Annotated in this window: 21 protein-coding genes and 3 pseudogenes; 14 read left to right on the top strand and 10 right to left on the bottom strand. The window is 55.7% G+C overall.

The window, feature by feature from the left end:
- Positions 1-2: 2 nt before the first annotated feature.
- From ACR0EN_RS05755 to ACR0EN_RS05695, 13 genes and pseudogenes are all read left to right on the top strand, one after another.
- The gene (locus tag ACR0EN_RS05755; protein WP_170612597.1) at positions 3-1526 is read left to right on the top strand and encodes an aldehyde dehydrogenase family protein; all 1524 of its coding nucleotides are present in this window, start codon (positions 3-5) and stop codon (positions 1524-1526) included.
- Between the two features lie 56 nt (positions 1527-1582).
- Positions 1583-2833, top strand: coding sequence for an ABC transporter substrate-binding protein (locus ACR0EN_RS05750; RefSeq protein ID WP_170470399.1), 1251 nt, complete (start codon positions 1583-1585; stop codon positions 2831-2833).
- A gap of 112 nt (positions 2834-2945) precedes the next feature.
- Entirely contained in the window at positions 2946-3839 is an 894-nt protein-coding gene (locus ACR0EN_RS05745; protein ID WP_170376146.1) for a carbohydrate ABC transporter permease, read from the top strand.
- A complete protein-coding gene (locus ACR0EN_RS05740; protein WP_068340098.1) occupies positions 3839-4720 on the top strand; it encodes a carbohydrate ABC transporter permease in 882 nt (293 codons plus the stop codon). The genes ACR0EN_RS05745 and ACR0EN_RS05740 overlap by 1 nt, the downstream gene beginning before the upstream one ends.
- A gap of 6 nt (positions 4721-4726) precedes the next feature.
- Positions 4727-5839, top strand: a complete 1113-nt coding sequence (locus ACR0EN_RS05735; protein ID WP_170818007.1) for a sn-glycerol-3-phosphate ABC transporter ATP-binding protein UgpC — start codon at positions 4727-4729, stop codon at positions 5837-5839.
- On the top strand, positions 5836-7326 hold the full coding sequence (locus ACR0EN_RS05730; RefSeq protein ID WP_170635340.1) for a GMC family oxidoreductase: 1491 nt from the start codon (positions 5836-5838) through the stop codon (positions 7324-7326). Before ACR0EN_RS05735 ends, ACR0EN_RS05730 begins: the two co-directional genes overlap by 4 nt.
- Entirely contained in the window at positions 7323-8081 is a 759-nt protein-coding gene (locus ACR0EN_RS05725) for a 3-ketoacyl-ACP reductase (protein WP_170626377.1), read from the top strand. Before ACR0EN_RS05730 ends, ACR0EN_RS05725 begins: the two co-directional genes overlap by 4 nt.
- 16 nt (positions 8082-8097) lie before the next feature.
- Positions 8098-9684, top strand: coding sequence for a GMC family oxidoreductase N-terminal domain-containing protein (locus tag ACR0EN_RS05720; RefSeq protein ID WP_170626376.1), 1587 nt, complete (start codon positions 8098-8100; stop codon positions 9682-9684).
- 2 nt (positions 9685-9686) lie between these two features.
- A complete protein-coding gene (locus ACR0EN_RS05715; RefSeq protein ID WP_170424020.1) occupies positions 9687-9995 on the top strand; it encodes a Dabb family protein in 309 nt (102 codons plus the stop codon).
- 4 nt (positions 9996-9999) lie between these two features.
- Complete coding sequence (locus ACR0EN_RS05710) at positions 10000-11169, top strand: dihydrodipicolinate synthase family protein (RefSeq protein ID WP_170626375.1); 1170 nt, start codon at positions 10000-10002, stop codon at positions 11167-11169.
- A 5-nt stretch (positions 11170-11174) separates the two neighbouring features.
- Positions 11175-12182, top strand: coding sequence for a LacI family DNA-binding transcriptional regulator (locus ACR0EN_RS05705; RefSeq protein WP_170612585.1), 1008 nt, complete (start codon positions 11175-11177; stop codon positions 12180-12182).
- Positions 12183-12265: 83 nt separating this feature from the next.
- Positions 12266-12466: pseudogene (locus ACR0EN_RS05700) on the top strand (IS6 family transposase); the annotation flags it as partial.
- A 56-nt stretch (positions 12467-12522) separates the two neighbouring features.
- Positions 12523-13229 (top strand): annotated as a pseudogene (locus ACR0EN_RS05695) (IS6 family transposase).
- Positions 13230-13662: 433 nt separating this feature from the next.
- Here the strand turns inward: ACR0EN_RS05695 and ACR0EN_RS05690 are convergent.
- Positions 13663-13854 (bottom strand): hypothetical protein, encoded by a 192-nt coding sequence (locus tag ACR0EN_RS05690; RefSeq protein WP_480585607.1) that lies wholly within the window; start codon positions 13852-13854, stop codon positions 13663-13665.
- Between the two features lie 135 nt (positions 13855-13989).
- On the opposite strand from ACR0EN_RS05690, the pseudogene ACR0EN_RS05685 reads away from it, so the two are divergent.
- Positions 13990-14696, top strand: a pseudogene (locus ACR0EN_RS05685) (IS6 family transposase).
- Between the two features lie 88 nt (positions 14697-14784).
- Here the strand turns inward: ACR0EN_RS05685 and ACR0EN_RS05680 are convergent.
- From ACR0EN_RS05680 to ACR0EN_RS05640, 9 genes are read right to left on the bottom strand one after another with little or no spacing between them, the layout of a single operon-like run.
- Entirely contained in the window at positions 14785-15939 is a 1155-nt protein-coding gene (locus ACR0EN_RS05680; protein ID WP_170598749.1) for a Gfo/Idh/MocA family protein, read from the bottom strand.
- Complete coding sequence (locus ACR0EN_RS05675; protein WP_170819498.1) at positions 15939-16994, bottom strand: sugar phosphate isomerase/epimerase family protein; 1056 nt, start codon at positions 16992-16994, stop codon at positions 15939-15941. The genes ACR0EN_RS05680 and ACR0EN_RS05675 overlap by 1 nt, the downstream gene beginning before the upstream one ends.
- A gap of 27 nt (positions 16995-17021) precedes the next feature.
- Positions 17022-18050, bottom strand: a complete 1029-nt coding sequence (locus ACR0EN_RS05670) for a LacI family DNA-binding transcriptional regulator (RefSeq protein ID WP_480437991.1) — start codon at positions 18048-18050, stop codon at positions 17022-17024.
- Between the two features lie 37 nt (positions 18051-18087).
- A complete protein-coding gene (locus ACR0EN_RS05665) occupies positions 18088-19710 on the bottom strand; it encodes a dihydroxyacetone kinase subunit DhaK (protein ID WP_170626548.1) in 1623 nt (540 codons plus the stop codon).
- Positions 19711-19721: 11 nt separating this feature from the next.
- The gene (locus ACR0EN_RS05660) at positions 19722-20714 is read right to left on the bottom strand and encodes an ABC transporter ATP-binding protein (RefSeq protein WP_170819497.1); all 993 of its coding nucleotides are present in this window, start codon (positions 20712-20714) and stop codon (positions 19722-19724) included.
- Positions 20707-21804: an ABC transporter ATP-binding protein gene (locus tag ACR0EN_RS05655; protein WP_170403464.1), complete on the bottom strand. Its 1098-nt coding sequence runs from the start codon at positions 21802-21804 to the stop codon at positions 20707-20709. The genes ACR0EN_RS05660 and ACR0EN_RS05655 overlap by 8 nt, the downstream gene beginning before the upstream one ends.
- A gap of 2 nt (positions 21805-21806) precedes the next feature.
- Positions 21807-21995 (bottom strand): hypothetical protein, encoded by a 189-nt coding sequence (locus tag ACR0EN_RS05650; protein WP_170399676.1) that lies wholly within the window; start codon positions 21993-21995, stop codon positions 21807-21809.
- On the bottom strand, positions 21992-22930 hold the full coding sequence (locus tag ACR0EN_RS05645; RefSeq protein WP_170819496.1) for a carbohydrate ABC transporter permease: 939 nt from the start codon (positions 22928-22930) through the stop codon (positions 21992-21994). The genes ACR0EN_RS05650 and ACR0EN_RS05645 overlap by 4 nt, the downstream gene beginning before the upstream one ends.
- Positions 22927-23874 (bottom strand): carbohydrate ABC transporter permease, encoded by a 948-nt coding sequence (locus tag ACR0EN_RS05640; RefSeq protein ID WP_170819495.1) that lies wholly within the window; start codon positions 23872-23874, stop codon positions 22927-22929. The genes ACR0EN_RS05645 and ACR0EN_RS05640 overlap by 4 nt, the downstream gene beginning before the upstream one ends.
- Between the last annotated feature and the right edge of the window lie 41 nt (positions 23875-23915).

Raw genomic sequence — 23915 nt, 5'->3', positions numbered from 1 at the left:
ATATGAAAGATATCACCATCAACCCTGCCATCCCGTTCGAGTTGCCGCCGTTGTTCGAAGGTCGGCATCTCATCGATGGCAGGTGGCAGAATAGCGCGTCGGGTGAGACGTTCGAACGGCGCTCGCCCTCGCACGGGCACATCGTCAGCCGTTCGGCCTTGGGTGGCGAGGCTGAAGCCGAGGCCGCGATCCAGGCGGCGCGCAAGGTGTTCGACAGCGGTGATTGGAGCCGGGCATCAGGCAAAGAACGGGCCACCGTTTTGCTGAAGGTTGCCGACCTGATTGAGCAGAATGTCAACCGGATCGCGCTGATCGAAACGCTGGAAAGCGGTAAGCCGATCAGCCAATCCAAGGGCGAGGTCGGCGGTGCAGCAGACCTTTGGCGCTATGCGGCCTCATTGGCACGCAGCACACACGGCGACAGCCACAACACTCTTGGCGCAGACATGATGGGTGTCGTGCTGAAGGAACCCATCGGTGTCGTGTCCATCATTACGCCGTGGAACTTCCCCTTCTGGATTCTCAGTCAGAAGCTGCCCTTCGCGTTGGCGGCTGGTTGCACCGTTGTTGTGAAGCCGTCTGAGATGACACCGTCGACAACCTTGATGCTGGGCGAGTTGCTGGTCGAAGCTGGATTGCCCGCCGGTGTATGTAATATCGTTCTGGGCTACGGAGTTCCCGTTGGCAGTGTGATGTCGAGCCATGACAGCGTGGACATGATCAGCTTTACGGGCTCAACGGCTGTGGGCAAGACGATCAGCGCAGTAGCATCGGATACACTCAAGAAAGTCGCGCTTGAGCTTGGGGGCAAGAACCCACAGGTCATCTTTCCCGACGCCGATCTAAATGCAGCCGCTGATGCGGTTGTGTTCGGTGTTTATTTCAATGTGGGCCAGTGCTGCAATTCAAGCAGTCGCATCATCGTGCATGAGGACATTGCCGATGAATTCCGCGAACGTGTCATCGCCCTTTCGCGCAAAGTCAAATTCGGCGATCCTCTGGACCCGACGACGCAGGTTGGGGCTATCGTAACGTCCGCGCACAACTCAAAAATCGACGCGTATGTTAAACAGGCGCAAGCTTCCGGTGCGACTATTGATCTGGGTGGTGAGCCGCTGGAAGTTGAAGGCCTCGGCGCTCAGTTCTATCAGCCGACGGTGATTTCCGACGTCTCGCCCGACATGCCCATTGCCCGCGATGAAATATTCGGGCCTGTTCTGTCTGTTTTGACTTTCAAAACACTAGACGAAGCCATCGCGCTCACCAATGATAGCGCTTACGGTCTGTCGGCAGGGGTCTGGAGCGAAAACGTTCACACCTGCCTAGAGTTTGCCCGCCGAGCAGAAGCGGGAACGGTCTGGACCAATACCTGGATGGACGGGTTCCCCGAGGTCGCTTTCGGTGGGGTCAAACAATCCGGGCAGGGGCGGGAAATCGGACGATATGGGTTCGAGGAATTCTTCGAAGTGAAATCAGTGGTCATGCGCGTCGGCAACAGCCGGGCGCCATGGGTTCCGCACGACTAAGACCGGGCACCAGATTGGTCCCGAGTGAGAATAACGCATTAAGGGAGGAAACAAGAATGCGTAAATTTTTGAAGACAAAATCGCTGTTTGTGGCAGGTCTACTGTGCACGACCAGCCTTGCGCACGCTGAAGACGTGGAAGTTCTGCACTGGTGGACTTCTGGCGGTGAGGCTGCAGCATTGAACGTTCTCAAGGACGACCTGTCCGGACAGGGCATCGGCTGGACCGACATGCCTGTTGCAGGTGGCGGTGGTGAGCAGGCGATGACCGTTCTGCGCGCACGCGTCACCGCAGGCAACGCTCCAACAGCCGTTCAGGCTCTGGGCTTTGACATTCTGGACTGGGCCGATCAGGGCGCGCTGGCCGATCTGAACGAAGTGGCAGCCCAGGAAGGTTGGGATGACGTCGTCCCAGATGCGCTGAAAGCCTTCGCCAAGCATGACGGCAAATGGGTCTCGGCCCCTGTGAACGTGCATTCGACCAACTGGGTCTGGGCTAACAAGGCGGTGCTGGACGCCAACGGCATTGCACAGCCCACCAACTGGGACGAATTCGTCGCCGCAGTTGAGGCGTTGAAAGCTGCTGGTGTCACTCCGATCGCGCATGGTGGTCAGGCATGGCAGGACGCGACCGTGTTCGATGCTATCGCGATGTCGACGCTGGGGCCTGACGGCTACAAAGCGGCCTTCATCGACTTGGACGAGGAAACGCTGGGTGGCGACGCGATGAAAGAAGCGTTCGACCGTATGGCCTTTATCCGCGACAACGTGGATGAGAACTTCTCGGGTCGTGACTGGAACCTGGCGACGGCGATGGTCATCAACGGCGAAGCCGGCTTCCAGATGATGGGTGATTGGGCCAAAGGCGAATTCCTGAACGCGGGCAAAGTGCCGGGTGAAGACTTTTTGTGCTTCCGTTTCCCGGGTACTCAGGATCAGGTCACCTTCAACGCTGATCAGTTCATGATGTTTGATCAGGGCGGTACGGTATCGGCCGAGCAAGCCGCGCTGGCCAGCGCGATCCTTTCGCCATCCTTCCAGATTGCCTTTAACAAGGTGAAGGGCTCTGTCCCGGCTCGTACTGACGTGGATGGCAGCGATCTGGATGCGTGTGGTCAGCAGGGCATGAAAGATTTGGCCGCCGCGGCTTCGTCAGGCAACCTGTTCGGCTCGATGGCACACGGACATGCCGCGCCCGCGTCAGTCAAGAACGCCGTCTATGACGTGGTGACCGCCCACTTTAACGGCGAGTACGGCAGCGAAGATGCCGTGACCGAACTGGTTGACGCCGTTTCGATCGCCAAGTGATCCACAAGTGATCCACAAGTGATCCTCCCGATGGGGCGGCGGTCTGGCCGCCCTGTCACCAAACGGGCGCAAAAGCTCCGATCTAACACGACTCGAACGAGGAGGGCGCGCCATGGCTGCTTCAGCCGACGCGGATTTTAAGACACGCCTTCAGAACTGGATACCCAAGCTGGTCCTGTCACCGTCACTGGCGATGATGCTGGTCTTTGTCTACGGGTTCATTCTGTTTTCGGTCTACCTGTCATTCACCGACAGTCGCATCCTGCCGTCCTTTGGATGGGTCGGATGGGAAAACTACGACAAACTGTGGCGGCTGAGCCATTGGGAAACCTCGTTGATCAATATGGGGATTTTCGCGAGCCTATACATCGTGATCTGCACCTGTATCGGCCTGGGTCTAGCGATCTTCCTTGATCAGAAAATCCGGGGGGAAGGGCTGCTGCGTCCCATCTACCTCTATCCGATGGCTCTGAGCTTCATCGTCACCGGTACAGCCTGGAAGTGGTTCCTTGACCCTGGCATCGGGTTGGAAAACGTGATGCACACATGGGGCTGGACCAGCTTCGAGTTCGACTGGATAAAAAACCGTGATTACGCCATCTACACAGTTGTTCTAGCAGCCGTCTGGCAGACGAGCGGCTTCGTGATGGCAATGTTTCTGGCTGGCCTGCGTGGGATCGACAATGAAATTCTGCGGGCTGCGCAGATGGACGGCGCGTCGAACTGGAACCTCTATCGCCGGATCATTATCCCGCAACTACGACCAGCCTTCTTGTCGGCCTTCGTGATCCTCAGCCACCTGGCGATCAAGACCTTTGACCTTGTCATCGCCCTGACCGGGGGTGGGCCCGGTCGTGCTACCGAACTGCCCGCAACCTTCATGTATTCCTATACGTTTACACGGAACCAGATGGGCATCGGTGCGGCCTCGGCCACGATCATGCTGATGACCATTGCCGCGATCATGATCCCGTATCTTTACGCCGAATTGCGGGAGAAACGCTGATGTCTCAAGCTACACAGGATACCGCAATCCGAACAGGCCGCGTTACGCGCACGTTGATCTATCTGGTGCTGCTTCTGTTCGGTCTGTTCTACCTGCTGCCGCTTTATGTCATGCTGGTGAACTCGGTGAAGCCATTGGAAGAGATCACCGGCGGCGGCATGATGAACCTGCCGCAGGTGTTCACGATTGAGCCGTGGCTCAAGGCGTGGTCTTCGGCGCAGATCGGCGTCGATCCGACAGGGTTGAAACCCTACTTCTGGAACTCGATCAAGATGGTGGTTCCGGCGGTGATCGTCTCGACCATCCTCGGCGCGTTGAACGGCTATGTGCTGACCAAATGGCGCTTCAAGTACGACACCATCTTATTCGGTCTGATGCTGTTCGCCTGTTTCATCCCTTTCCAGATCGTGCTGATCCCGATGGCGCGGATGCTGGGTATCATCGGGCTGGCAGGTACCACGTGGGGTCTTGCGCTGGTACACGTGGTCTATGGGATCGGCTTCACTACGCTGTACTTTCGCAACTACTATGCCGTGTTCCCAACCGAGCTGATCCGTGCGGCGCAGATTGATGGCGCCGGGTTCTTCCAGATTTTCTGGCGCATTCTTCTGCCCAGTTCCGGGCCGATCGCCGTGGTTTCGATCATCTGGCAGTTCACCAACATCTGGAATGACTTTCTGTTCGGCGCGTCCTTTGCCGATGCCAACAGCCAACCGATGACGGTGGCACTGAACAATCTGGTGCAGTCATCAACCGGTGTGAAGGAATACAACGTTCATTTTGCAGGCGCCATTCTGGCGGCCATGCCAACTCTGCTCGTCTACATCGTGGCCGGTCGATACTTCGTCCGCGGCCTGATGGCGGGTTCGGTGAAAGGATAAGACCTCATGGGTTTTCTAGACATAGACAACGCGACCAAATCCTACGGGGCGGTCGAGGTTCTGCACAAAGTCGACATCTCGGTGCAGGAAGGAGAGTTCCTGGTTCTGGTCGGCCCCTCGGGCTGTGGCAAATCCACTCTGCTGAACATGATCGCGGGGCTGGAAGAGATCACCAGCGGCGAAATCCGCATCAAGGATCAGGTGATGAACGGGGTGCACCCGTCCAACCGCAACATTGCCATGGTTTTCCAAAGCTATGCTTTGTATCCTAATATGACGGTCGGGCAGAACATCACTTTCGGTCTTGAGATGCATGGTGTGCCCAAGCCTGAACGCGACAAAGCGATGCAAGAAGTTGCCAAGCTCTTACAGATCGAGCAGTTGCTGGATCGTAAGCCCGGTCAGTTGTCGGGCGGACAGCGCCAGCGGGTTGCAATGGGTCGCGCGTTAGTACGGAACCCTGATGTCTTTCTGTTCGATGAACCGCTCTCGAACCTCGATGCCAAGCTTCGCGTCGACATGCGAACCGAGATCAAGAAGCTGCATCAAAATCTCGGGACCACCATCGTCTATGTGACGCATGACCAGATCGAGGCGATGACGCTTTCAAGCCGGATCGCCGTGATGAACGGCGGTTATGTCCAACAGCTGGGTACGCCGCAGGAAATCTATGACACGCCTGCGAATATCTTCGTTGCAACATTCATGGGTTCGCCTGCGATGAACGTGGTACCGGCCAAGGTTACGGATTTGAATGGCCGCCCTCATGCAGAGGTCGCCGTTCACGATGGATCTATGGCGCAACTTCCATTCAGTCAGGACAATTTGGCCGCATGGGATGGGCGCGAGATCTTGTTGGGAATCCGCCCAGAGACTATCACCGATATGGATGGCGCGGATCGAAAGTCGTCGAACATCGCGCAGATGGCCAACCGTATCGTGGTGACGGAGCCCGCTGGATCGGACACCTTCGTCTCGATGCAATTGGGTGGACGAGATGTGATCGCGCGTATGCGTTCGGATGCCGAAGTGGCACCGGGTCAGGATTTCAACTTTGCAGTGAACATGGAAAAGGCCGTGGCTTTTGATCCCGAAAGCGAGATGCGGATTCTTCCATGAATCGAGCTGACGTCATAATCATTGGGACGGGTATCGGGGGGGCAACGCTGGCTGCGGCGTTGGCTCCGTCCGGTCGTCGCATTCTGATCCTTGAACGAGGAAAGCGGTTGCAGCCCTCACCGCAGGATCGAGACCCGAAAGCGATCTTTGCCAACGAGCACTTTCGCCCCGATGAAACATGGCTAGATGGAGCAGGCAAACCTTTTAACCCCGGAAACTACTACTGCGTTGGTGGAAATTCTAAGTTCTACGGCGCAGCTTTGATACGCTATCGGAAAGAGGATTTTGAGCCGCGTCAGCATATGGGTGGTTACTCGCGCGGCTGGCCCATGCCCTATGAAGAGCTTGAGGCGGATTACACCACCGCGGAACAGCTTTACGACGCACGTGGGACCACCAAAGAGGACCCCACCGAACCGCCGCACAGTAGGGGTTACCCGCACCCACCTGTGCCGGATGAGGTTGATATTGCAGACCTGAGGAACCGGCTAAGCCACGCAGGCCTGACGCCATCCTCAGTGCCGTTGGGCGTGGATATTGAAACCTGGTTGCGGGCTGGGCAAACAACTTGGGATGCGTTTCCCAATACATGCGGCGGCAAAATGGACGCCGAAACCTGTGCCCTCGCCGAGGCATTGAAGCATAGGAATGTCGAGCTTTTAACTGACGCGCGTGTCCGAAAATTGAAGGCTGATGCCGTTGGTCGTGTCACAAGTGTCGAAGTTGATGGTCACGGTACCCTGCATGCGCAGGTCATCGTGCTTGCAGCAGGTGCGGTACAGTCCTCGGCACTGTTGCTGCAGTCCGCGAACGACAATTGTCCAACCGGTCTTGCCAATCGGTCCGATCAGGTCGGACGGAACTTTATGAACCACAATTGTTCGGCGGTGCTGGCCCTTCATCCGCTGCGTCGAAATAGGGCGGTCTATCAGAAAACGTTGATGTTTAACGACTATTACAACAGCGGCGGGCAGGGTGGTTTGCCATTGGGCAATATTCAGATGCTGGGAAAGATCACCGGGCCGATCCTTTCGTCGCAAACCAGCCTGCCGAGGCCAATTGCAGCGCTAATCGCCAATCGCAGCTTTGATTTCTATGCCATGTCCGAAGACCTGCCGAACCCAGACAGCCGGGTGACGGTCGAAGGAGACCAAATCACGCTGGACTGGAAACGCTCGAATTGGGCGGCGCACGAGGCCTTGGTTGCGCGGCTAAAGGCGCATCTGAAGCAGGCGGGGTTTCCTGTGGTACTGTCGCGACCATTTGATCGGCGCACTCCGTCGCATCAATGCGGCACAGCGCGGATGGGTAATGACCCGGCAAGCAGTGTCGTCGACACGTTCTGCCGCAGCCACGACCACAAGAACCTGTTCATCGCCGACGCGTCAGTTCTTCCGACATCTGCGGCAGTGAATCCGGCTCTTACTATAGCCGCACTCGCACTCCGGGCAGGTCGTCACATTATTGAAACGGAGTTTGCCGCATGACCGGAACAGCATTGGTGACCGGAGGACAACAGGGCATTGGACTCGGGGTGGCGCGCGCCTTGATCGCCGCAGGGTACAAGGTCGCAATAGCCTCTCGCTCGGCGCCCTACAAACCGGTCGTTGAGACGACTTTGGCAGAGCTTGGCCCAAGCGCAATTTATGTGCAGCACGACGTGTCCGACATTGATCACGTTCCGGCGCTACTGGATCAGATCGAAGCCGATTTGGGCCCGATCACCGCGTTTATCAACAATGCAGGCGTAGGGGCGCCAGTGCGCGGTGACATGCTGGACCTGAAGCCCGAGAATTGGGATTTCGTGCAGAACATCAACCTGCGTGGCGCGTTTTTTCTGGCGCAAGAGGTGGCCCGGCGCATGTTGGAGCAGACGCAAGATACCTATCGTTCGATCACCTTTGTCACCTCTGTCAGCGCGACAATGGTGTCGATCGAACGCGCCGATTACTGCGTGTCCAAGGCGGCCGCAGCGATGATGGCTCAGTTGTTCGCAGTACGCTTGGCCCCCGAAGGCATCGGTGTCTTTGAGCTACGACCGGGTATCATCGCGACCGAGATGACGGCGGGCGTGCGCGACAAGTATACCGACCGAATCGAGGGCGGTCTTGTTCCCGCGGCACGCTGGGGTGAGCCCGAGGATATTGGGTCAGTTGTCGTCCCACTGGTTCAAGGGCACATGCACTTTGCGAACGGTGCCGCCATCCCGGTGGATGGCGGCTTGTCGATTTCACGTCTGTAAGTCAGGGCACACAAGAATGTCTGAAGGATATGATTTCATTGTCATTGGTGGCGGCTCGGCAGGCTCGGTGATCGCTGCGCGTCTTTCGGAAGAACCATCGACGCGTGTGTTGTTGCTAGAGGCTGGCTCCACCGACCGTCACCCGTTCTTTCACCTGCCAGCCGGGTTCGCGAAGATGACCAAGGGTATCGGCAGCTGGGGCTGGTCCACGGTTCCGCAAAAGCACATGCAGAACAAGGTCTTCAACTACACCCAGGCCAAGGTGATCGGCGGAGGCTCTGCAATTAACGCGCAAATCTACACGCGGGGTGCAGCTCAGGACTACGATGACTGGAGACAGATGGGGTGCGAGGGGTGGAGTTATGCCGACGTGCTGCCCTATTTCAAAAAGTCCGAAGACAACGACACCTACGACGACGAATTTCACGGCAAGGGCGGACCGCTGGGCGTGTCCATGCCCGCAGCCCCTTTGCCAATCTGCGATGCCTACATCAAGGCCGCTGGGGAAGTGGGGATTCCTGAAACACGCGATGTGAATGGGGCCAAACAAGATGGAGCGGGGTACTATCAGCTGACCCAGCGCAATGCGCGACGATCCTCTGCTGCGATGGCGTTTATCGCGCCGAACCGCAGCCGCCCGAACCTGACAGTGCGCACTGGCGCACAGGCCCGCCGCATTATGGTGGACAAGGGCAGGGCGACTGGTGTCGAGATGATGAACGGGGACAAGATCTCCGCCGCGAACGAGGTCATTCTGTCCTCAGGTGCCATCGGTTCGCCGCGCTTGTTGCAACTGTCGGGAATTGGACCGGCGGATCATTTGGACAGCCTTGGCATCGACGCAGTTTTTCATCAGCCGCAGGTGGGCGCGAATTTGCAGGACCATCTGGATTTGTATTCCATCTGCGAAGTGACCGGCCCGCACACCTACGACCGTTTTGCTAAGCTGCACCTTTCAGCTTTTGCAGGCCTGCAATACCTTTTCACCCGCAAGGGACCGGTCGCGTCCAGCCTGTTCGAAACGGGTGGGTTCTGGTACGCAGACCCGGATGCGCGTTCGCCGGACCTTCAGATGCATCTAGGGCTTGGTACCGGCATTGAGGCAGGGGTCGAGGCGATGCCCAACGGTGGGGTTACACTGAACGCCTGTTTTCTGCGACCCAGGTCACGCGGATCCGTCCGATTGCAAAGCTCGGACCCTGCGATGATGCCGCTGATAGATCCCAACTATCTGGCGGATCCCTACGATCGCGAGATGTCCATTCGGGGCCTGAAGCTGGTGCAGAACATCCTCGCTCAGGATGCGTTGAAGCCGTACATCTTGGCAGAACGTTTGCCGGGCCCGGACGTGCGGACCGAGCAGGAGTATTTCGATTATATCTGTGTACACTCCAAAACATCGCACCACTGCGCTGGTACCTGTCGTATGGGCAGCGATGCCGAAGCCGTTCTGGACCCGCGCCTGCGGTTCAATGGGATCGAAGGGCTTCGCGTCGCGGATGCGTCGATTATGCCGACAGTGAATTCATCGAACACCAATGCACCTACAATCATGATCGGGGAAAAAGCTTCCGACATGATCAAACAAGATCAGGGTTTCTAAAAATGATCCGCCATATCGTACTGACCAAATTCCGCGCCGACGTGACCGAGGAGACAATCGGAGCCATCTACAAAGGTCTCGAGGACGTGTCCAAGGCCCTTCCCGGGGCCAGCGGGTTTACCGGGGGCCGCAGTGAGAGCCCCGAGCAGATCGAACGCGGATACATGCATGGGTTCGTGATCGACTTCAACGATTGGGGCGTGCTGGAGGCCTATCAGAACAACGAAACGCACAAAGCGCTGGGCGCGCAACTGGTTGAGAACGCCGTGGGTGGCATCGACGGCATTCTGGTTCTGGATTTGGAGGTTTGAGACAGTGAAATTGATTTTGCCAAATCCTGAGGGGCAGCTGGAACCCTATGCGCTGACCGGAAAGCCGTTAGTACCGCGCAAGCCGCAGGTGCCTCTGACGCGCACGGCCTTTGCGGCGGCTCATGTGGTTTCAGACCCGCTGGCGGAACGTAATCCCTGGGATGGGCGTCCCGCAGTTGATTGGGAAGCGACCCTGCGATTTCGTCAGGGACTCTGGGATCAGGGGCTGGGTCTGGCCGAAGCCATGGATACCGCACAACGGGGTATGGGCGTCGATTGGGAGACCGCGCTGGAGCTGATCCAGCGCACAATGAAGGCTGCGCAGGCGCATACGTTGTCGCCTCGGGTGGCTTGTGGGGCAGGGACTGATCACCTGCCTCTAAGCGCGTTGAACACAGCAGGTGAAATCCTGTCAGCCTACGAGCATCAGGCCGAGGCGATCGAAGCCGCCGGAGGACAATTGATCCTCATGGCGTCACGCGCCTTCCCATCGATCAAGGCAGGTCCGGACACCTACCATGATGTATACCGCGCGCTGATCGATGGGGCTGCGGAGCCTGTAATCCTGCACTGGCTGGGCGATATGTTCGATCCTACATTGACGGGCTATTGGGGTAGCACGGATATCGACGCGGCCAGCGACTTTGTACTGTCCCTGATCAACGAAAATCCCGCCAAGGTTGATGGGATAAAAATATCCTTGTTGGATCAGGCACATGAAGAATACTTTCGCGCACGTTTGCCGGACGGCGTGCGCCTCTACACTGGTGACGATTTCAACTACGCCGAGCTTATTATTGGGGATGGAGCGCATTTTTCCCACGCTCTGCTCGGCATTTTCGCTGCTATCGCCCCCGCCGCCAGCCAGGCGCTTGAGGCGTTGGCAATGGGCGACATGGATCGCTACAACGCGCTGTTCGCACCGACTATTCCCCTCAGTCGAGAGATTTTTAAGGCTCCGACGCGGTTCTACAAAGCCGGGATTGCCTATCTGGCATGGCTGAACGGAGCCCAGTCCCATTTCATCATGCCGGGTGGGTTCCAATCCAGCCGTGACATCTGCCACTACGCGCAAGTGTTCAGATTGGCGGATCAGGCCGGTTTACTCTCAGACCCTGAACTGGCTAAAGCACGGATGGCCACGCTTCTCAGCTTGCATGGAGTTGAACAATAATCTGAATGCGAAGACCCACGATCATAGATGTCGCCAACTCGGCGGGCGTTTCCAAGTCGACGGTAAGCCTTGTGTTGCAGGGCAGTCCGCAGGTGAAGCCGGAGACACGCAAGCTCGTCCATACCGCGATGAAAGAGACCGGGTATGTCTATAACCGATCGGCGGCAAATCTGCGATCCACAGGAGCGGCGCTAATAGGTTTGGTGATAAACGACCTGACCAACCCGTTTTTCACCGAGTTTGCGACTTCGTTGCAGATGGCGCTGGCGTCCCGAGGCTATGCGGTCGTATTGGCGAACACAAACGAAGACCCCGAACTTCAGGATCAGGTGGTGGGAGCGATGCTTGAGCACGGTGTTTCTGCTTTGATCCTATCGCCTGCTTATGGCGATGTCACAAACACCCTCTCCGCGGTAGAGCGAGCTGGCATTCCGTTGATGCAAGTCTTGCGACAGGTTGAAAGCGAAACAGGCAGATTTCCCTTTATCGCCCCTGATTACGCAGAGGGTGGACGCGCGGCAACGCAGTATCTGATCGAAACGGGCGCGCGGAACATCGCCTTTGTCGGTGGTCTGGATGGTGCCGAAGTCACTCAGGAAAGACTGTCCGGCTATATCAGTGCGATGAAAGACAACCACTTGCAGCCTATTGTAAAAACAGGGGAATCCAGCCGATCATTTGGACATGAAGCAACGGTCAACCTCTTCAAAGAGCATCCTGCGTGCGATGCCGCAGTCTGTTTCAATGATCTTGTTGCTTTTGGGATGATTAATGCCTGCCATGAAACTCGAGTAAAGATTGGCACGGAGTTTCAGATTGTCGGTTTCGACGACATCAAGGAAGCATCAGAATGCTGGCCAGCTTTGTCTACCGTACACTGCGGCGTCTCTGAGTTTGGAAAACAAGTTGCGGACACTGTTTTGCTGTGGTTGCAGGATGGTGCCACGCCAGCACAACACACGCGGACTTCAACGCGCTTGGTATTGAGGCAAACTACGAAAGACACGGTGTAGCAAAAGACTATACCAGCCTTTGTCGAGAGGTCTTGTAAGAAGAGCTTTGGTTGAGCGGGACATAGCGGTCGCGTGCTTTTGCCATGACTAGACCTGCCTCTATCAAATTCTTTGAAATTAGTCCCGAGATCATCCGCATTGCAGTGACGCTGTACTTCCGTTTGCCGCTCTCGTTTCGGAATGTCGAAGACTTGCTGCACGAGCGAGGCATCGACGTGAGCAACGAAACTGTCCGATACTGGTGGAACAGTTTCGGCCCGATGTTTGCATCAGAGATCCGAAGGGTCTTGTCAGAAGAACTTTGCTTGAGCGGGGCAGGGTGGTTGCATAGCATTTAGGAATGACCAAACCTGCCTCCTTCAAATACTTCAAAACCAGCCTCGAAATCATCCGCCTGGCGGTGATGCTGTACATCCGATTTCCACTCTCGCTTCGGAATGTCGAAGATCTGCTGCGCGAGCGAGGTATCGATGTCAGCCACGAAACTGTCCGATATTGGTGGAACAGGTTTGGCCCGATGTTCGCCGCTGAGATCAGACGGAAGCGTGTGCAGCAACTCCGAACCTTTTCAAAATGGAAGTGGCACGTGGACGAGGTCTTTGTGAAAGTGAATGGCAAACGGCATTATCTTTGGCGCGCTGTGGATGACGAAGGCGAGGTGCTGGAAGCAGTTGTAACGAAGCGCCGTAACAAAGCTGCAGCACTGAAATTTCTCAAGAAATTGATGAAGCGGCACGTCTGCGCCGAAGAGATCGTCACAGATCGCTTCGCTTCCTACAAGGCTGCCCTTAGAGATTTGGGTGCTCTCGAAAAACAACAGACGGGCAGGTGGCTAAACAACCGCGTCGAGAATTCGCACCTGCCGTTTCGACGACGCGAACGCGCGATGCAGCGTTTCAAGCGCATGCGAAGTCTACAGAAATTCGCCTCCGTCCATTCCTCCGTGTACAACCACTTCAACGAGAAAGAGCGCTAGCCAGCCGAGACTCCTTCAAGCAGACACGCACCGCCGCTCTTAGCGAGTGGCGTCAACTTTGTTCCGGATAGGTTCGCGGTTTTCGCGGCAAACTGAGACTGGTTCGAATTCGTCTGACAGCACCGCCACTCATACCTGTCTCACTTCAGTTGTGTTTTTTGACCCGGAATTGTTCCGCAATTCCCGCGAGTTGACGCATGCGCTTTCAATCAGAGTCGGAGCAGTTCGTACACTCGGATCACGATTCAGGCCCCAGTCTCAGTGCCGCATTTTGGTGGGATCGCTTTGGGCAGGATTTCCCTGATATCCGGCAATTCAAAGGGAATTTTTGTGAAACGGGTCTGAGTTCAGTAATTTCACCTGTCAGAACTGAATGTCTTACAGGGGGTTAATGTTGCAAATTCCCTAAAAGGTGGAGCAGGTAATTTTCTCGTGCGAACGGGGAATTGTTCCGCCGGATCAGGGAGGGCGAAGTCTGTATCAGGGACGCAGGATCTGGAGATGTCAGAAGCCGAACAGGCGTTCCTGTTCGGACCAATCAAGTGGGTGGGTCACGCTGACCAGACGCTTGAGTGTAAGTTCGGGCGGCTGGGTGCCGTTGAGAAGCGCGGCCTGAATCTTCGGTGAGAGAAACGCGAGCTGAGCACGGGCAAGGATGAAAGCGCCGGGGACGCTTTCACGCCGCGCAACTTCCATCAGTTGAACTCCAGCTTTCAGATCACGGGTGCAGCCATGGCGCGGATCAACATGGACCGGAGGTGGGGATCGGGTTGGGGTCTTGTCAGAAGAACGTGTCTTGAGCGGGGCAGGGGTGTTGCATAGCTTTTGCCCATGACCAGACCTGCCTCTTTCAAATACTTCAAAACCAGTCCCGATAACATCCGTCTTGCGGTAACGCTGTACATCCGCTTCCCGCTCTCGCTCGGAATGTCGAAGACTTGTTGCACGAGCGAGGCATCGACGTGAGCCACGAAACCGACTGCTACTGTTGGAACAGGTTCGGTCCGATGTTTGCCTCTGAGATCCGAAGAAAGCGTGTTCAGCAATTGAGAGCATACTCCAGATGGAAGTGGCACGCGGACGAGGTTTTCGTGAAGGTGAATGGTAAGCGGCATTATCTTTGGCGGGCTGTTGATCACGAAGACGAGGTGCTGGAAGCCGTTGTCACGAAGCGCCGAAACAAAGCTGCAGCACTGAAATTCCTCAGGAAAATGATGAAGCGGCACGGTTGCGCCGAATAGATCGTCACAGATCGCTTCGCTTCCTACAAGGCTGCGCTCAGAGAAATGGGCGCGCTTGAAAAGCAACAGACGGGCGGGTGGCTCAACAACCGTATCGAGAATTCGCACCTGCCGTTTCGACGACGCGAACGCGCGATGCAGCGTTTCAGGCGGATGCGAAGTTTGCAGAAGCTCGGCGCCGTCCATTCCTCTGTCTACAACCACTTCAACCAGGAAAGATCGCTAGCCAGTCGAGACACCTTCAAGCTGACCCGCGCGGCCGCTCTTAGCGAGTGGCGTCAACTTTGTTCCGGATAGTTTCGCGGTTTCCGCCGCAAACTGAGACTGGTTCGAATTCGTTTGACAGCACCCTCTAAGATGTCCGCTCTTTTCCCACAGCCAGACTTTACTCTAACTTGACCCAAGCCGCATTCCTTGAAGAGCTTTGCACGCATGCGGCTACAAACTTTACACCATTGAGTCCATCATGGACCGTTGGATAGACAACCGAAGTATCAGGTGAAATCCCGCCTCGGAAAGCTTGGATTGCCTCAGCAGCCTCTCCATAGATATTGGCGAAACCTTCAAGATATCCCTCTGGATGGCCCGGAGGGACCCTACTCAACCGATTGGCAGCATCGCCCGCTCCAGCTCCATTTCGGGTGATCAGCCGCTTGGGTTCATTGTATGGCGTGAACCAAAGGTAGTTGGGATCTTCCTGAGACCACTCCAACCCACCTTTCTCACCATAGACGCGCAAACGAAGTGCGTTTTCATTGCCGGGAGCCACCTGAGAAGACCACAGCATACCCCGCGCTCCGCCTTCGAAGCGAAGCAACACGTGCGCGTTGTCATCGACTTTTCGCCCCGGCACAAAGGCCTGCAAGTCCGCCGCCAAGCTTTCCGCCGTCAGCCCGGTTACAAAACAAGCAAGGTTGTAAGCGTGAGTTCCGATGTCACCGGTTGATCCACCCGCGCCCGAGCGTTCGGGATCGGTTCGCCACTCAGCCTGTTTGAAATCCTGCTGCTCGGTCAGCCAGTCCTGAGGGTATTCGACCTGAACCACGCGGATCTTGCCAATATCTCCGTTAGCGACCATTTCACGCGCCTGCCGAACCAACGGATAGCCCGTGTAATTGTGGGTCAAAATGAATAGGGCATTCGCGCTTTCTGCTGCTTTGACCAGTTTTTTTGCATCGGCAAGAGTCGAGGTGAGTGGCTTGTCACAAATGACATGAATACCGCGCTTCAGGAACTCACGCGCGGCTGCATAGTGAACGTGATTTGGCGTGACGATTGAGACCGCCTCGATTCCAGATTTCAACCGAGCTTCCCTGATTGCCATTTGTTTGAAGTCTTCATAGACCCGTTCGAGCCCCAATGCCTGCCCACTTTCCATGGATTTCTCTGGCGTCGAAGACAAAGCACCGGCGACCAGCTCGAACTTGTCGTCCAGTCGTGCAGCTATGCGATGAACACCCCCTATGAAGGCGTCGTTTCCGCCGCCAACCATGCCAAGCCGAATGCGGCCCGAGGTTTCTTCACTCCGTCCTGTGACCATCACTCAATCCCCAGCATTTTACGATTGGCGGCTTCGTCGGCGCCACTATCAGCGAAATCATCAAAGGCTTTCTCGGTCACACGGATGATGTGATCTGATACAAACTGAGCGCCTTCACGCGCGCCATCCTCGGGGTGTTTGAGACAGCATTCCCATTCGACCACAGCCCAGCCATCAAAGTCATTCGCGGCCATTTTTGAGAAGACCGCACCGAAATCCACTTGGCCATCACCAAGCGACCGGAACCGCCCAGCCCGATCAACCCAGCTTTGATACCCGGAATAAACACCTTGCCGCCCGGTTGGGTTGAACTCGGCATCTTTGACATGGAACATCCGGATCCGATCTTTATAGATGTCGATATTGTCCAGATAGTCGAGGCATTGCAGCACGTAGTGCGACGGGTCGTATAGCATGCAGGCCCGTGGGTGATTTCCCGTCCGTTCCAGAAACATCTCGTACGTCACACCATCGTGGAGGTCCTCTCCGGGGTGGATTTCGTAGCATACATCAACGCCGCAGTCTTCGGCGTGATCAAGGATTGGCACCCAACGACGCGCAAGCTCATCAAACGCCGTTTCAATCAAGCCGGCGGGGCGCTGCGGCCAAGGATAGACATAAGGCCATGCCAACGCGCCCGAGAATGTCGCATGTGCAGAAATACCCAAGTTTTTCGAAGCTGATAGCGCTTTCTTGACCTGGTCTACTGCCCATTCTTGCCGGGCTTTCGGGTTCCCTCTGACGCTTTCGGCCGCAAAGCCGTCAAATGCACTGTCATAGGCCGGGTGAACGGCCACAAGCTGGCCCTGAAGGTGCGTTGAAAGTTCAGTAACTTCGACACCATTGTCCCTGGCTTTTCCTTTGAAGTCATCGCAGTAACCGGTGCTGGACGCGGCCTGTTCCAGGTCGAACAGCCGGCCGTCCCAACTGGGCACCTGAACGCCTTTGTATCCACAGTCAGCTGCCCATTTAGTGATCGCGTCCCACGAATTGAACGGCGCTTCGTCCCCCGCAAATTGCGCAAGAAACAAAGCTGGACCTTTGATCGTCTTCATAAAATCTCCTCCCCAAAACCTGAGCCTCTATGGCGGTAAATTTTCCTTCAGATAGATGTCGATGCGGATACGTTCCTGCGCTTTGTTGAACGGAACCTTATCCGAAGTCGCACGCAGCAGGCGGACGGCTGAACGTACAATGTGCCCAGTGTCTTGCGAGATCAGAGCGTCAAATGTACCGAGCGTGAGCGCCTCACGACTGAGCGGTGTAAGCTCATGAGCTATGATCACCAGATCTTCGCTGAGCTTGTTTTCTGAAAGGAATTGAATCAGGCCTGCGTTACCCGCTGCTGACGAGTATATTCCGACCAGATCTGGATAGGTTTCAAATATTTCGGGCATCATCCTGTAAATCAGATCCGGGTCATCTCGGCCCTCGACTGATGCTACGACTTCGAGGTGCGGAAATTCCTCAGCCACAACAAGGTCAAAGCCTTGACGTCGTTCGAGGTGGTCACGTGCCAAACGGGATCCTGTAAGTACCAAGACCTTGCCGTCACGATGCACAAATCGCCCCATTAGCTGAGCGGCGGTTCGTCCTGCCGAAACGTTATCAATACCGACAAAGTGGTCTCGTTCAGAACTCGGCAAGTCAGACACCAGGGCAACAACCGGAACGCCTTTGTCCCTGAGCCTTTTAACAGCATCCCGGACAGAAGGCGTTTCGGGCCCGAAAACGGCGACTCCGTCTACATCCAAACTGTCTACAGCATCCAGAATGTTGACGATATCTTGGGGCTCAAACGGAGCAACCTTCTTTATTGCAATGCGAGTCCGTTCGATAAATTGGTCGCGTGATTGTTCTGCGATCTGACTGCTGATTGCCTCCACAAACTCGTTGTCCGTGTCCGGCAGAACAAAGAGGAAGTTGTAAACTCGGTTACGCGCAAGGTTGGCCGCGGCCGTGTCGCGCACATACCCCAGCTCATCAATCGCCTTTTGTACTTTCTGTACGGTCACCGCCCGCACGCCGGGGCGTCTGTTCAAGACCCGGTCAACAGTCGCTAGGCTAACACCCGCAACGCGCGCGATGTCATTAACGGTTGGCTTTTTCACCAATTCTAGTTTTTGTTTTTGGTCTTCCACGTGTTCTTCAGCCCTCAATCTCCCGCGCTAAGCCTTCAAACAACAAAGCAACAGCCTCAGCGCCGGGATCGTTATGTCCAACAAGGTTTTCTTCGGGAACATAGGCTGCGCGGCCTGCCTTAGCACGTCGAATATTTGCGGTGTTGTTCGCGCCTTTGCGGGCAGCCTCGGCCGCATGCGTCAGACCAGATGGCAGCGCGGCAAGTGCCGGTGCTAGGGCGTCAATCATTGTCCTGTCACCGACCTTGGCACCCCCAACCTGGCTGACGCGATTCAGTCCTTCGACGAGAGATTTCGGTACCGATGCTCCGCTCGCACAGGCATCTCCAGCTGCGTTGAAGAAGATTGCGAGTATCACGCCGGAAGAACCACCCATTGTCTGACTTAACTCATTGCCCAACGCCGGAAACAGTTGTGTCAGATCAGCAAGCGGCATGCGGTCAAGGCTACCTTGCAATGCTCTTGCGGCAGTCGCCAATGTGCTTCCTGTATCGCCATCTCCAGATTTCGCGTCCAGTTCGTTGAGGTTCTTCTCTGCGTTGATGAGCAGTTCAGACAACCGGGTGATCGTTTCCCTTGTGGTGGGATTGTTAGAAGGAATTGGATCGATAGGGGTCAGGCCATCAGGCAATGGTGCCACTTTGATCGGGCCGATGGAATCGACCCCGGGCCATGCGGCCAGATCAACGGGTGTTTCAAGGGCTGACAAATCGTCCTGATCCACAGGCAGAATGGAAACCGAAAACCCGTGCATATCCAGCGACGTCATCATGGGTGCCGGGCCAATGATATGGTGGGCAAAACCAGTTTCGGACAACGCATGCGTAAGGACAGCCATTTCTAGCGGAGTTGTAGAACCCAGGTTGTTGACCAACGCCACGCAATCCCCGGACCCCACCCTTTGCTTCAGCTTCTCCACCACTGTGGACATAGCCGATACAGCATTTGAGAACTCGACTTGCTGTACACCGGGCTCGCCATGAATACCCAAGCCAAGCTCTGCTTTCCCGGGGGCGATCCGGTCTTCTTTTGGAGATCCCGGAACGGTACAGGTGTCCAAGCTCATACCGATGCTGACAACCTTCGCAATGGTGCTTCTTGCAGCATTTGTAACGGTGTCTAGGTCAGCACCGTCTTCAGCAAGCGCTCCGGCGATTTTGTGAACGAACAACGTACCCGCCACGCCACGTGGTTGCGGAAGGTCGGGCAGGGCGATGTCATCGTCGACAACGACCATCTCTACCTTGCGGCCCAATGCACGGGCGCGTTCAGCTGCCAGTCCAAAGTTCAACCGATCACCGGTGTAATTTTTGACGATAAGCAGGCACCCAGCCTCACCCGTGACCGCAAGAATGCCCGCCAGAACCGCCTCGACTGACGGGGATGCAAACACTTCCCCGCACACCGCGGCTGTCAGCATACCGGCGCCAACAAAACCTGCATGGGCGGGTTCGTGACCAGACCCCCCGCCAGAAACCAGGGCGACCTTCGACTTGTCCCAATCCGACCTGTAAACAACCTTGATGTGCGGGTAACCGTCCAACCGGGTCAGTTGCCCTCCGGAAGACGCCAGAAGACCGTCTATGGCCTCTGTAACCAAAGTTTCTTTTGTGTTGAGGAACTGGGCCATGCTTTTGCTCCTTAATTCACGCGCGCGCCGGACGCGTCAAAATACAACGGGTTGTGTGGGCGGATTTTTATAAGTTTTCCAGATGGATAATCCTGATGTACATCAATCAAGGTCACAACCGGGTGACCGTTCAGGTCCAGGTGTAGCCGCGTTTGATCCCCCAGATGCTCTGCGCGTATTACCCGCGCTTCGCTGCCTTCTCCTTCGATGATGTTTTCCGGGCGAAGACCTATTTGCGGACCTTTGTGATTGCCTCCGAACAGCTCGGAAGGCAGAATGTTGATCCGCGGCAGTCCCAACCGGCTGGCGACATAAACGCTACCGGGGTTTTCATAGATGTCCCGGGGTGTTCCGTACTGAACCAGCCTGCCGTTTTCCAAAACGCCGATATGCGTCGCCATTGTCATGGCTTCGACTTGATCATGGGTCACGTATAGCAAGGTCGATCCCAGATCCGCCTGAATTCTTTTTAATTCGACCCGCAAATCCGCCCGAAGCTTGGCGTCCAAAGAGCTGAGGGGTTCATCCATCAAAAATATCTGGGGGTCTCGCACCAGCGCTCGTCCAATTGAAACGCGCTGCATTTCACCGCCAGACAGTTCAGTCGCTTTGTTGTTCAACTTGTGCGGAATCTGGAGGATGTCCGCAACTTCGTTAACCTTCTTCTTGATCTCATCCTCTGGCGTCTTCAGGATCGGCGACCTCAGAGGAAAAGACAGGTTCTCCCGCACTGTCATATGCGGGTACAGTGAGTATTGCTGGAAAACCATAGCCACATCGCGCTGGGCTGGCGTTTCTATTCCAACATCCCGTCCAGCAATGCGAACGGTTCCAGAATCCAGTTTCTCAAGTCCGGATATCAATCTCAGCGTCGTTGTCTTTCCCGCGCCCGTTGGACCCAATAGCACCACAAAGGCGCCGTTGGGGATCGTCATTGAGATATCATCCACCGCCTTTAGATTGCCGAATGACTTCGAGATATTCTCTAAAACGACTTCAGCCATTACTTAGTACCTCGTCGTTCAGAGCGGACCTCAACGCGCGTCCGGTGGCCTTTTCAAACAGTGTTACTGCGGGTGAGCGGAACTCTAACCCCACCGTCTCGCCGGGATTTACGACTTCGCGCGCATCAATCCGGGCTTTCAGCTCTCCGTTCGGGCTTTGCAGCGTCACGATCTGGGTGGTTCCCAAATATTCTGTCGCCAGAACCTTGGCTCTGTAGGCGCTCGCATCCGATAGAAAAACATGCTCAGGGCGAACCCCAAAAACTAAGTCACCTTCCGCCCCCTCCATCAGTTTGGGCACGGCTTCGTCATGGCCATTTAGTCGAACCATTTCCGAGTCAGGCGCGACCTTTCCTTGAAACGGCAGGAAGTTCATGGAAGGGGACCCGATAAAATCTGCAACGAACATTGTGGCTGGTTTGTCGTAGATTTCCTGAGGTGTGCCGAATTGCTCAATCACAGCGTTGTTCATCACTACGATCTTGTCGCCCATTTGCATGGCTTCCAACTGGTCGTGTGTCACGTAAACAGTGGTTGCGCCCATTCGGTCATGAAGCGCGCGTAACTCTTCGGCCATGTGTTCTCGAAACTCGGCATCTAAGGCACCCAACGGTTCGTCCATCATGAATGCCTTGGGTTCGCGAACGATCGCGCGGCCCAGCGCCACGCGCTGCCGGTCGCCACCTGACAGTCCACCTACCGGGCTATCGAGGATGTCGTTGATCCCCAGAATTCCCGCGACTTCTTCTACTTTGGCTTTTACAGCAGCACGCGGCATGCCCTGCGATATCAGGGGGTAGCTGATATTTTTGCGCACGTTCATGTGGGGATACAGCGCAAACATCTGGAACACGAATGCAATGTCTCGCTCTGATGGGGGTCGCTGGCTGATTTCTTCGCCGTCGAGATAGATCTCACCCGATGTTGGAAGCTCCAAGCCTGCGATCATCCTCAGCGTCGTTGTTTTGCCGCAGCCCGATGGACCAAGCAGCATGAAGAATTCACCATCTTCAATCGTGAACGAGCTTTCCCGCACAGCGGTGAAATCGCCGAACATCTTCTTTACGTTTTTGACAACGATCTGGGCCATTTCTACTCCGGAAAATGGCTGACGATGATGAACATGACAGTTCCGATCAGCGTAACGATGAAGGAATAAGTGAACGCCCAAAGGACGAACGGTTGCATCAGCATAAATACGCCGACCGCGATGAGGATGGTCGCGACCATCTCCCATGGGCCTCGGCGAAAACGCATTAATCCTGATAGAAACTCGCTCATTTGCGCACCGCTCCGAATGTGATCCCGCGCAGCAGGTGTTTGCGCATCAGGATGGTGAAAATCATGACCGGAATCAGGAAGATCGTGGCACCAGCCGCCACGGCAGGCCAATCCAAACCGCCAATACCGATGATGGTCGGGATGAAGGGCGGTGCAGTCTGCGCGTTTGCGGATGTCAGCAGTACGGCAAACGCGTATTCATTCCAGGCGAAGATCAGGCAGAAGATCGCAGTTGACGCGATGCCCGTGGCGGCTTGGGGCAGCACCACTTTGTAGAATGCCTGAAACCTCGTGTAGCCATCTATGAGGGCGGCCTCTTCGTACTCTCTTGGGATTTCGTCGATGAAACCCTTCAGCAACCAGACCGCCAGGGAAATATTCACACCCGTGTACAGCAGGATCATTCCCAGATGCGTGTCGCTTAACCCGAGGTTTCTGAACATCAGGAAGATCGGAATTGCGACCGCGACCGGGGGCATCATCCTTGTACTCAGGATGAAGAACAGAAGGTCGTCCTTAAGCGGGACTTTAAACCTGCTGAACGCATAAGCGGCTAGCGTGCCAAGGAAGATACTCAAGAACGTTGAGCCAAATCCGATGATAACCGAATTCATAAAACGCTCACCGAACTTTGATGGCCCGACAATCACCATGTCGTATTCGCGCACGATCTCATCGGCCCAGTTCTGTGGCGGGTTGGCTTCCAGAAATTCCTGCGTCTGCCGCGTGCGCGTGGTGAATAGATTGACGTAGCCTTCAAGCGTTGGGTCAAAGACAACCTTGGGCGGGTAGCTGATCGCATCGGCGGGCGATTTGAAGCCGGTCAGCAAAATCCAAACCAGCGGGATCATCGTGATCAGCGCGTAAGTAATAACGAGGAAGCCTGCGATCCACTTGGACCGGTTCGAAGGTTCAGTGACGGAAAAACTGCTCATCTCTGTTTCACCTTGTTCAGGGCTTTGACGTAGATCGACGCAAGGCCGAATACGGTGACGAATAGGATGATCGCGTAGGCCGAGGCATAACCCGTGCGCCATTTCTCAAAGGCTTCGCGCTTCAAATTGATGGAGGTCAGCTCCGTAACAGACCCTGGCCCGCCGCCTGTCAGTTGCACCACCAGATCGAACATCTTGAAGTTCTCGATCCCTCTAAACAGCACCGCCAACATGAGGAATGGCAGGACCATCGGGATGGTAATCGTAAAGAACTGGCGCAGCTTGCTGGCCCTGTCGATCTCAGCTGCCTCGTAGATGTAATCGGGAATACTGCGCAGCCCGGCCAGACAGATGAGCATCACGAAGGGGGTCCACATCCAGGTGTCGACAATCACGATGGACCAGGGCGCCAGCGTTACGGACCCGAGCATCTCAAAGCTCGACGGGTCTTTGCCGGTAAACCACGATACGATGTAGTTAAACAGGCCGATCTGAGGCTGATAGAGAAACTTCCAGAAGTTTCCGACAACGGCCGGGGACAGCATCATCGGCAGCACGATGATCGTGGTCCAAAGATCATTGCCCTTGAATTTCTTGTTGATCAACCACGCCAGAGTAAATCCGATCAGGACTTGAAAAAAAATCGTCCAGAACAGGAAATGTGCGGTGGCCTGCATGTTCAGCCATGTGTCCGAGTCTGTCAGGATGCGCTCGTAATTCCTGAACCCGACATCTTTGACTTCACGGCCGATCCGGTTGGCCTTGTAGTTGGTAAAGCTCAGTTGGATGGTCCAGATCAAAGGGAAGATATTGATCGCCAGCAGTAGAAATATCGTTGGGGAGATGAATACCCAGGCGATCGCGCGGTCGGATAACCCCCGAATTTTTCGCGCAACTCGCTCGGGCGTTGCCTGCGCAACGCGATCTACGGTCCTGTCAGACATCTCTTTGCCAGTTCTTGTTGGTTTAGGACTCACGGGTGAAG

This window comes from Ruegeria sp. AB7, assembly GCF_056542625.1.
The sequence above is the reverse complement of the archived record's forward strand: the minus strand, read 5'-3'. Positions and strand labels throughout refer to the sequence as shown.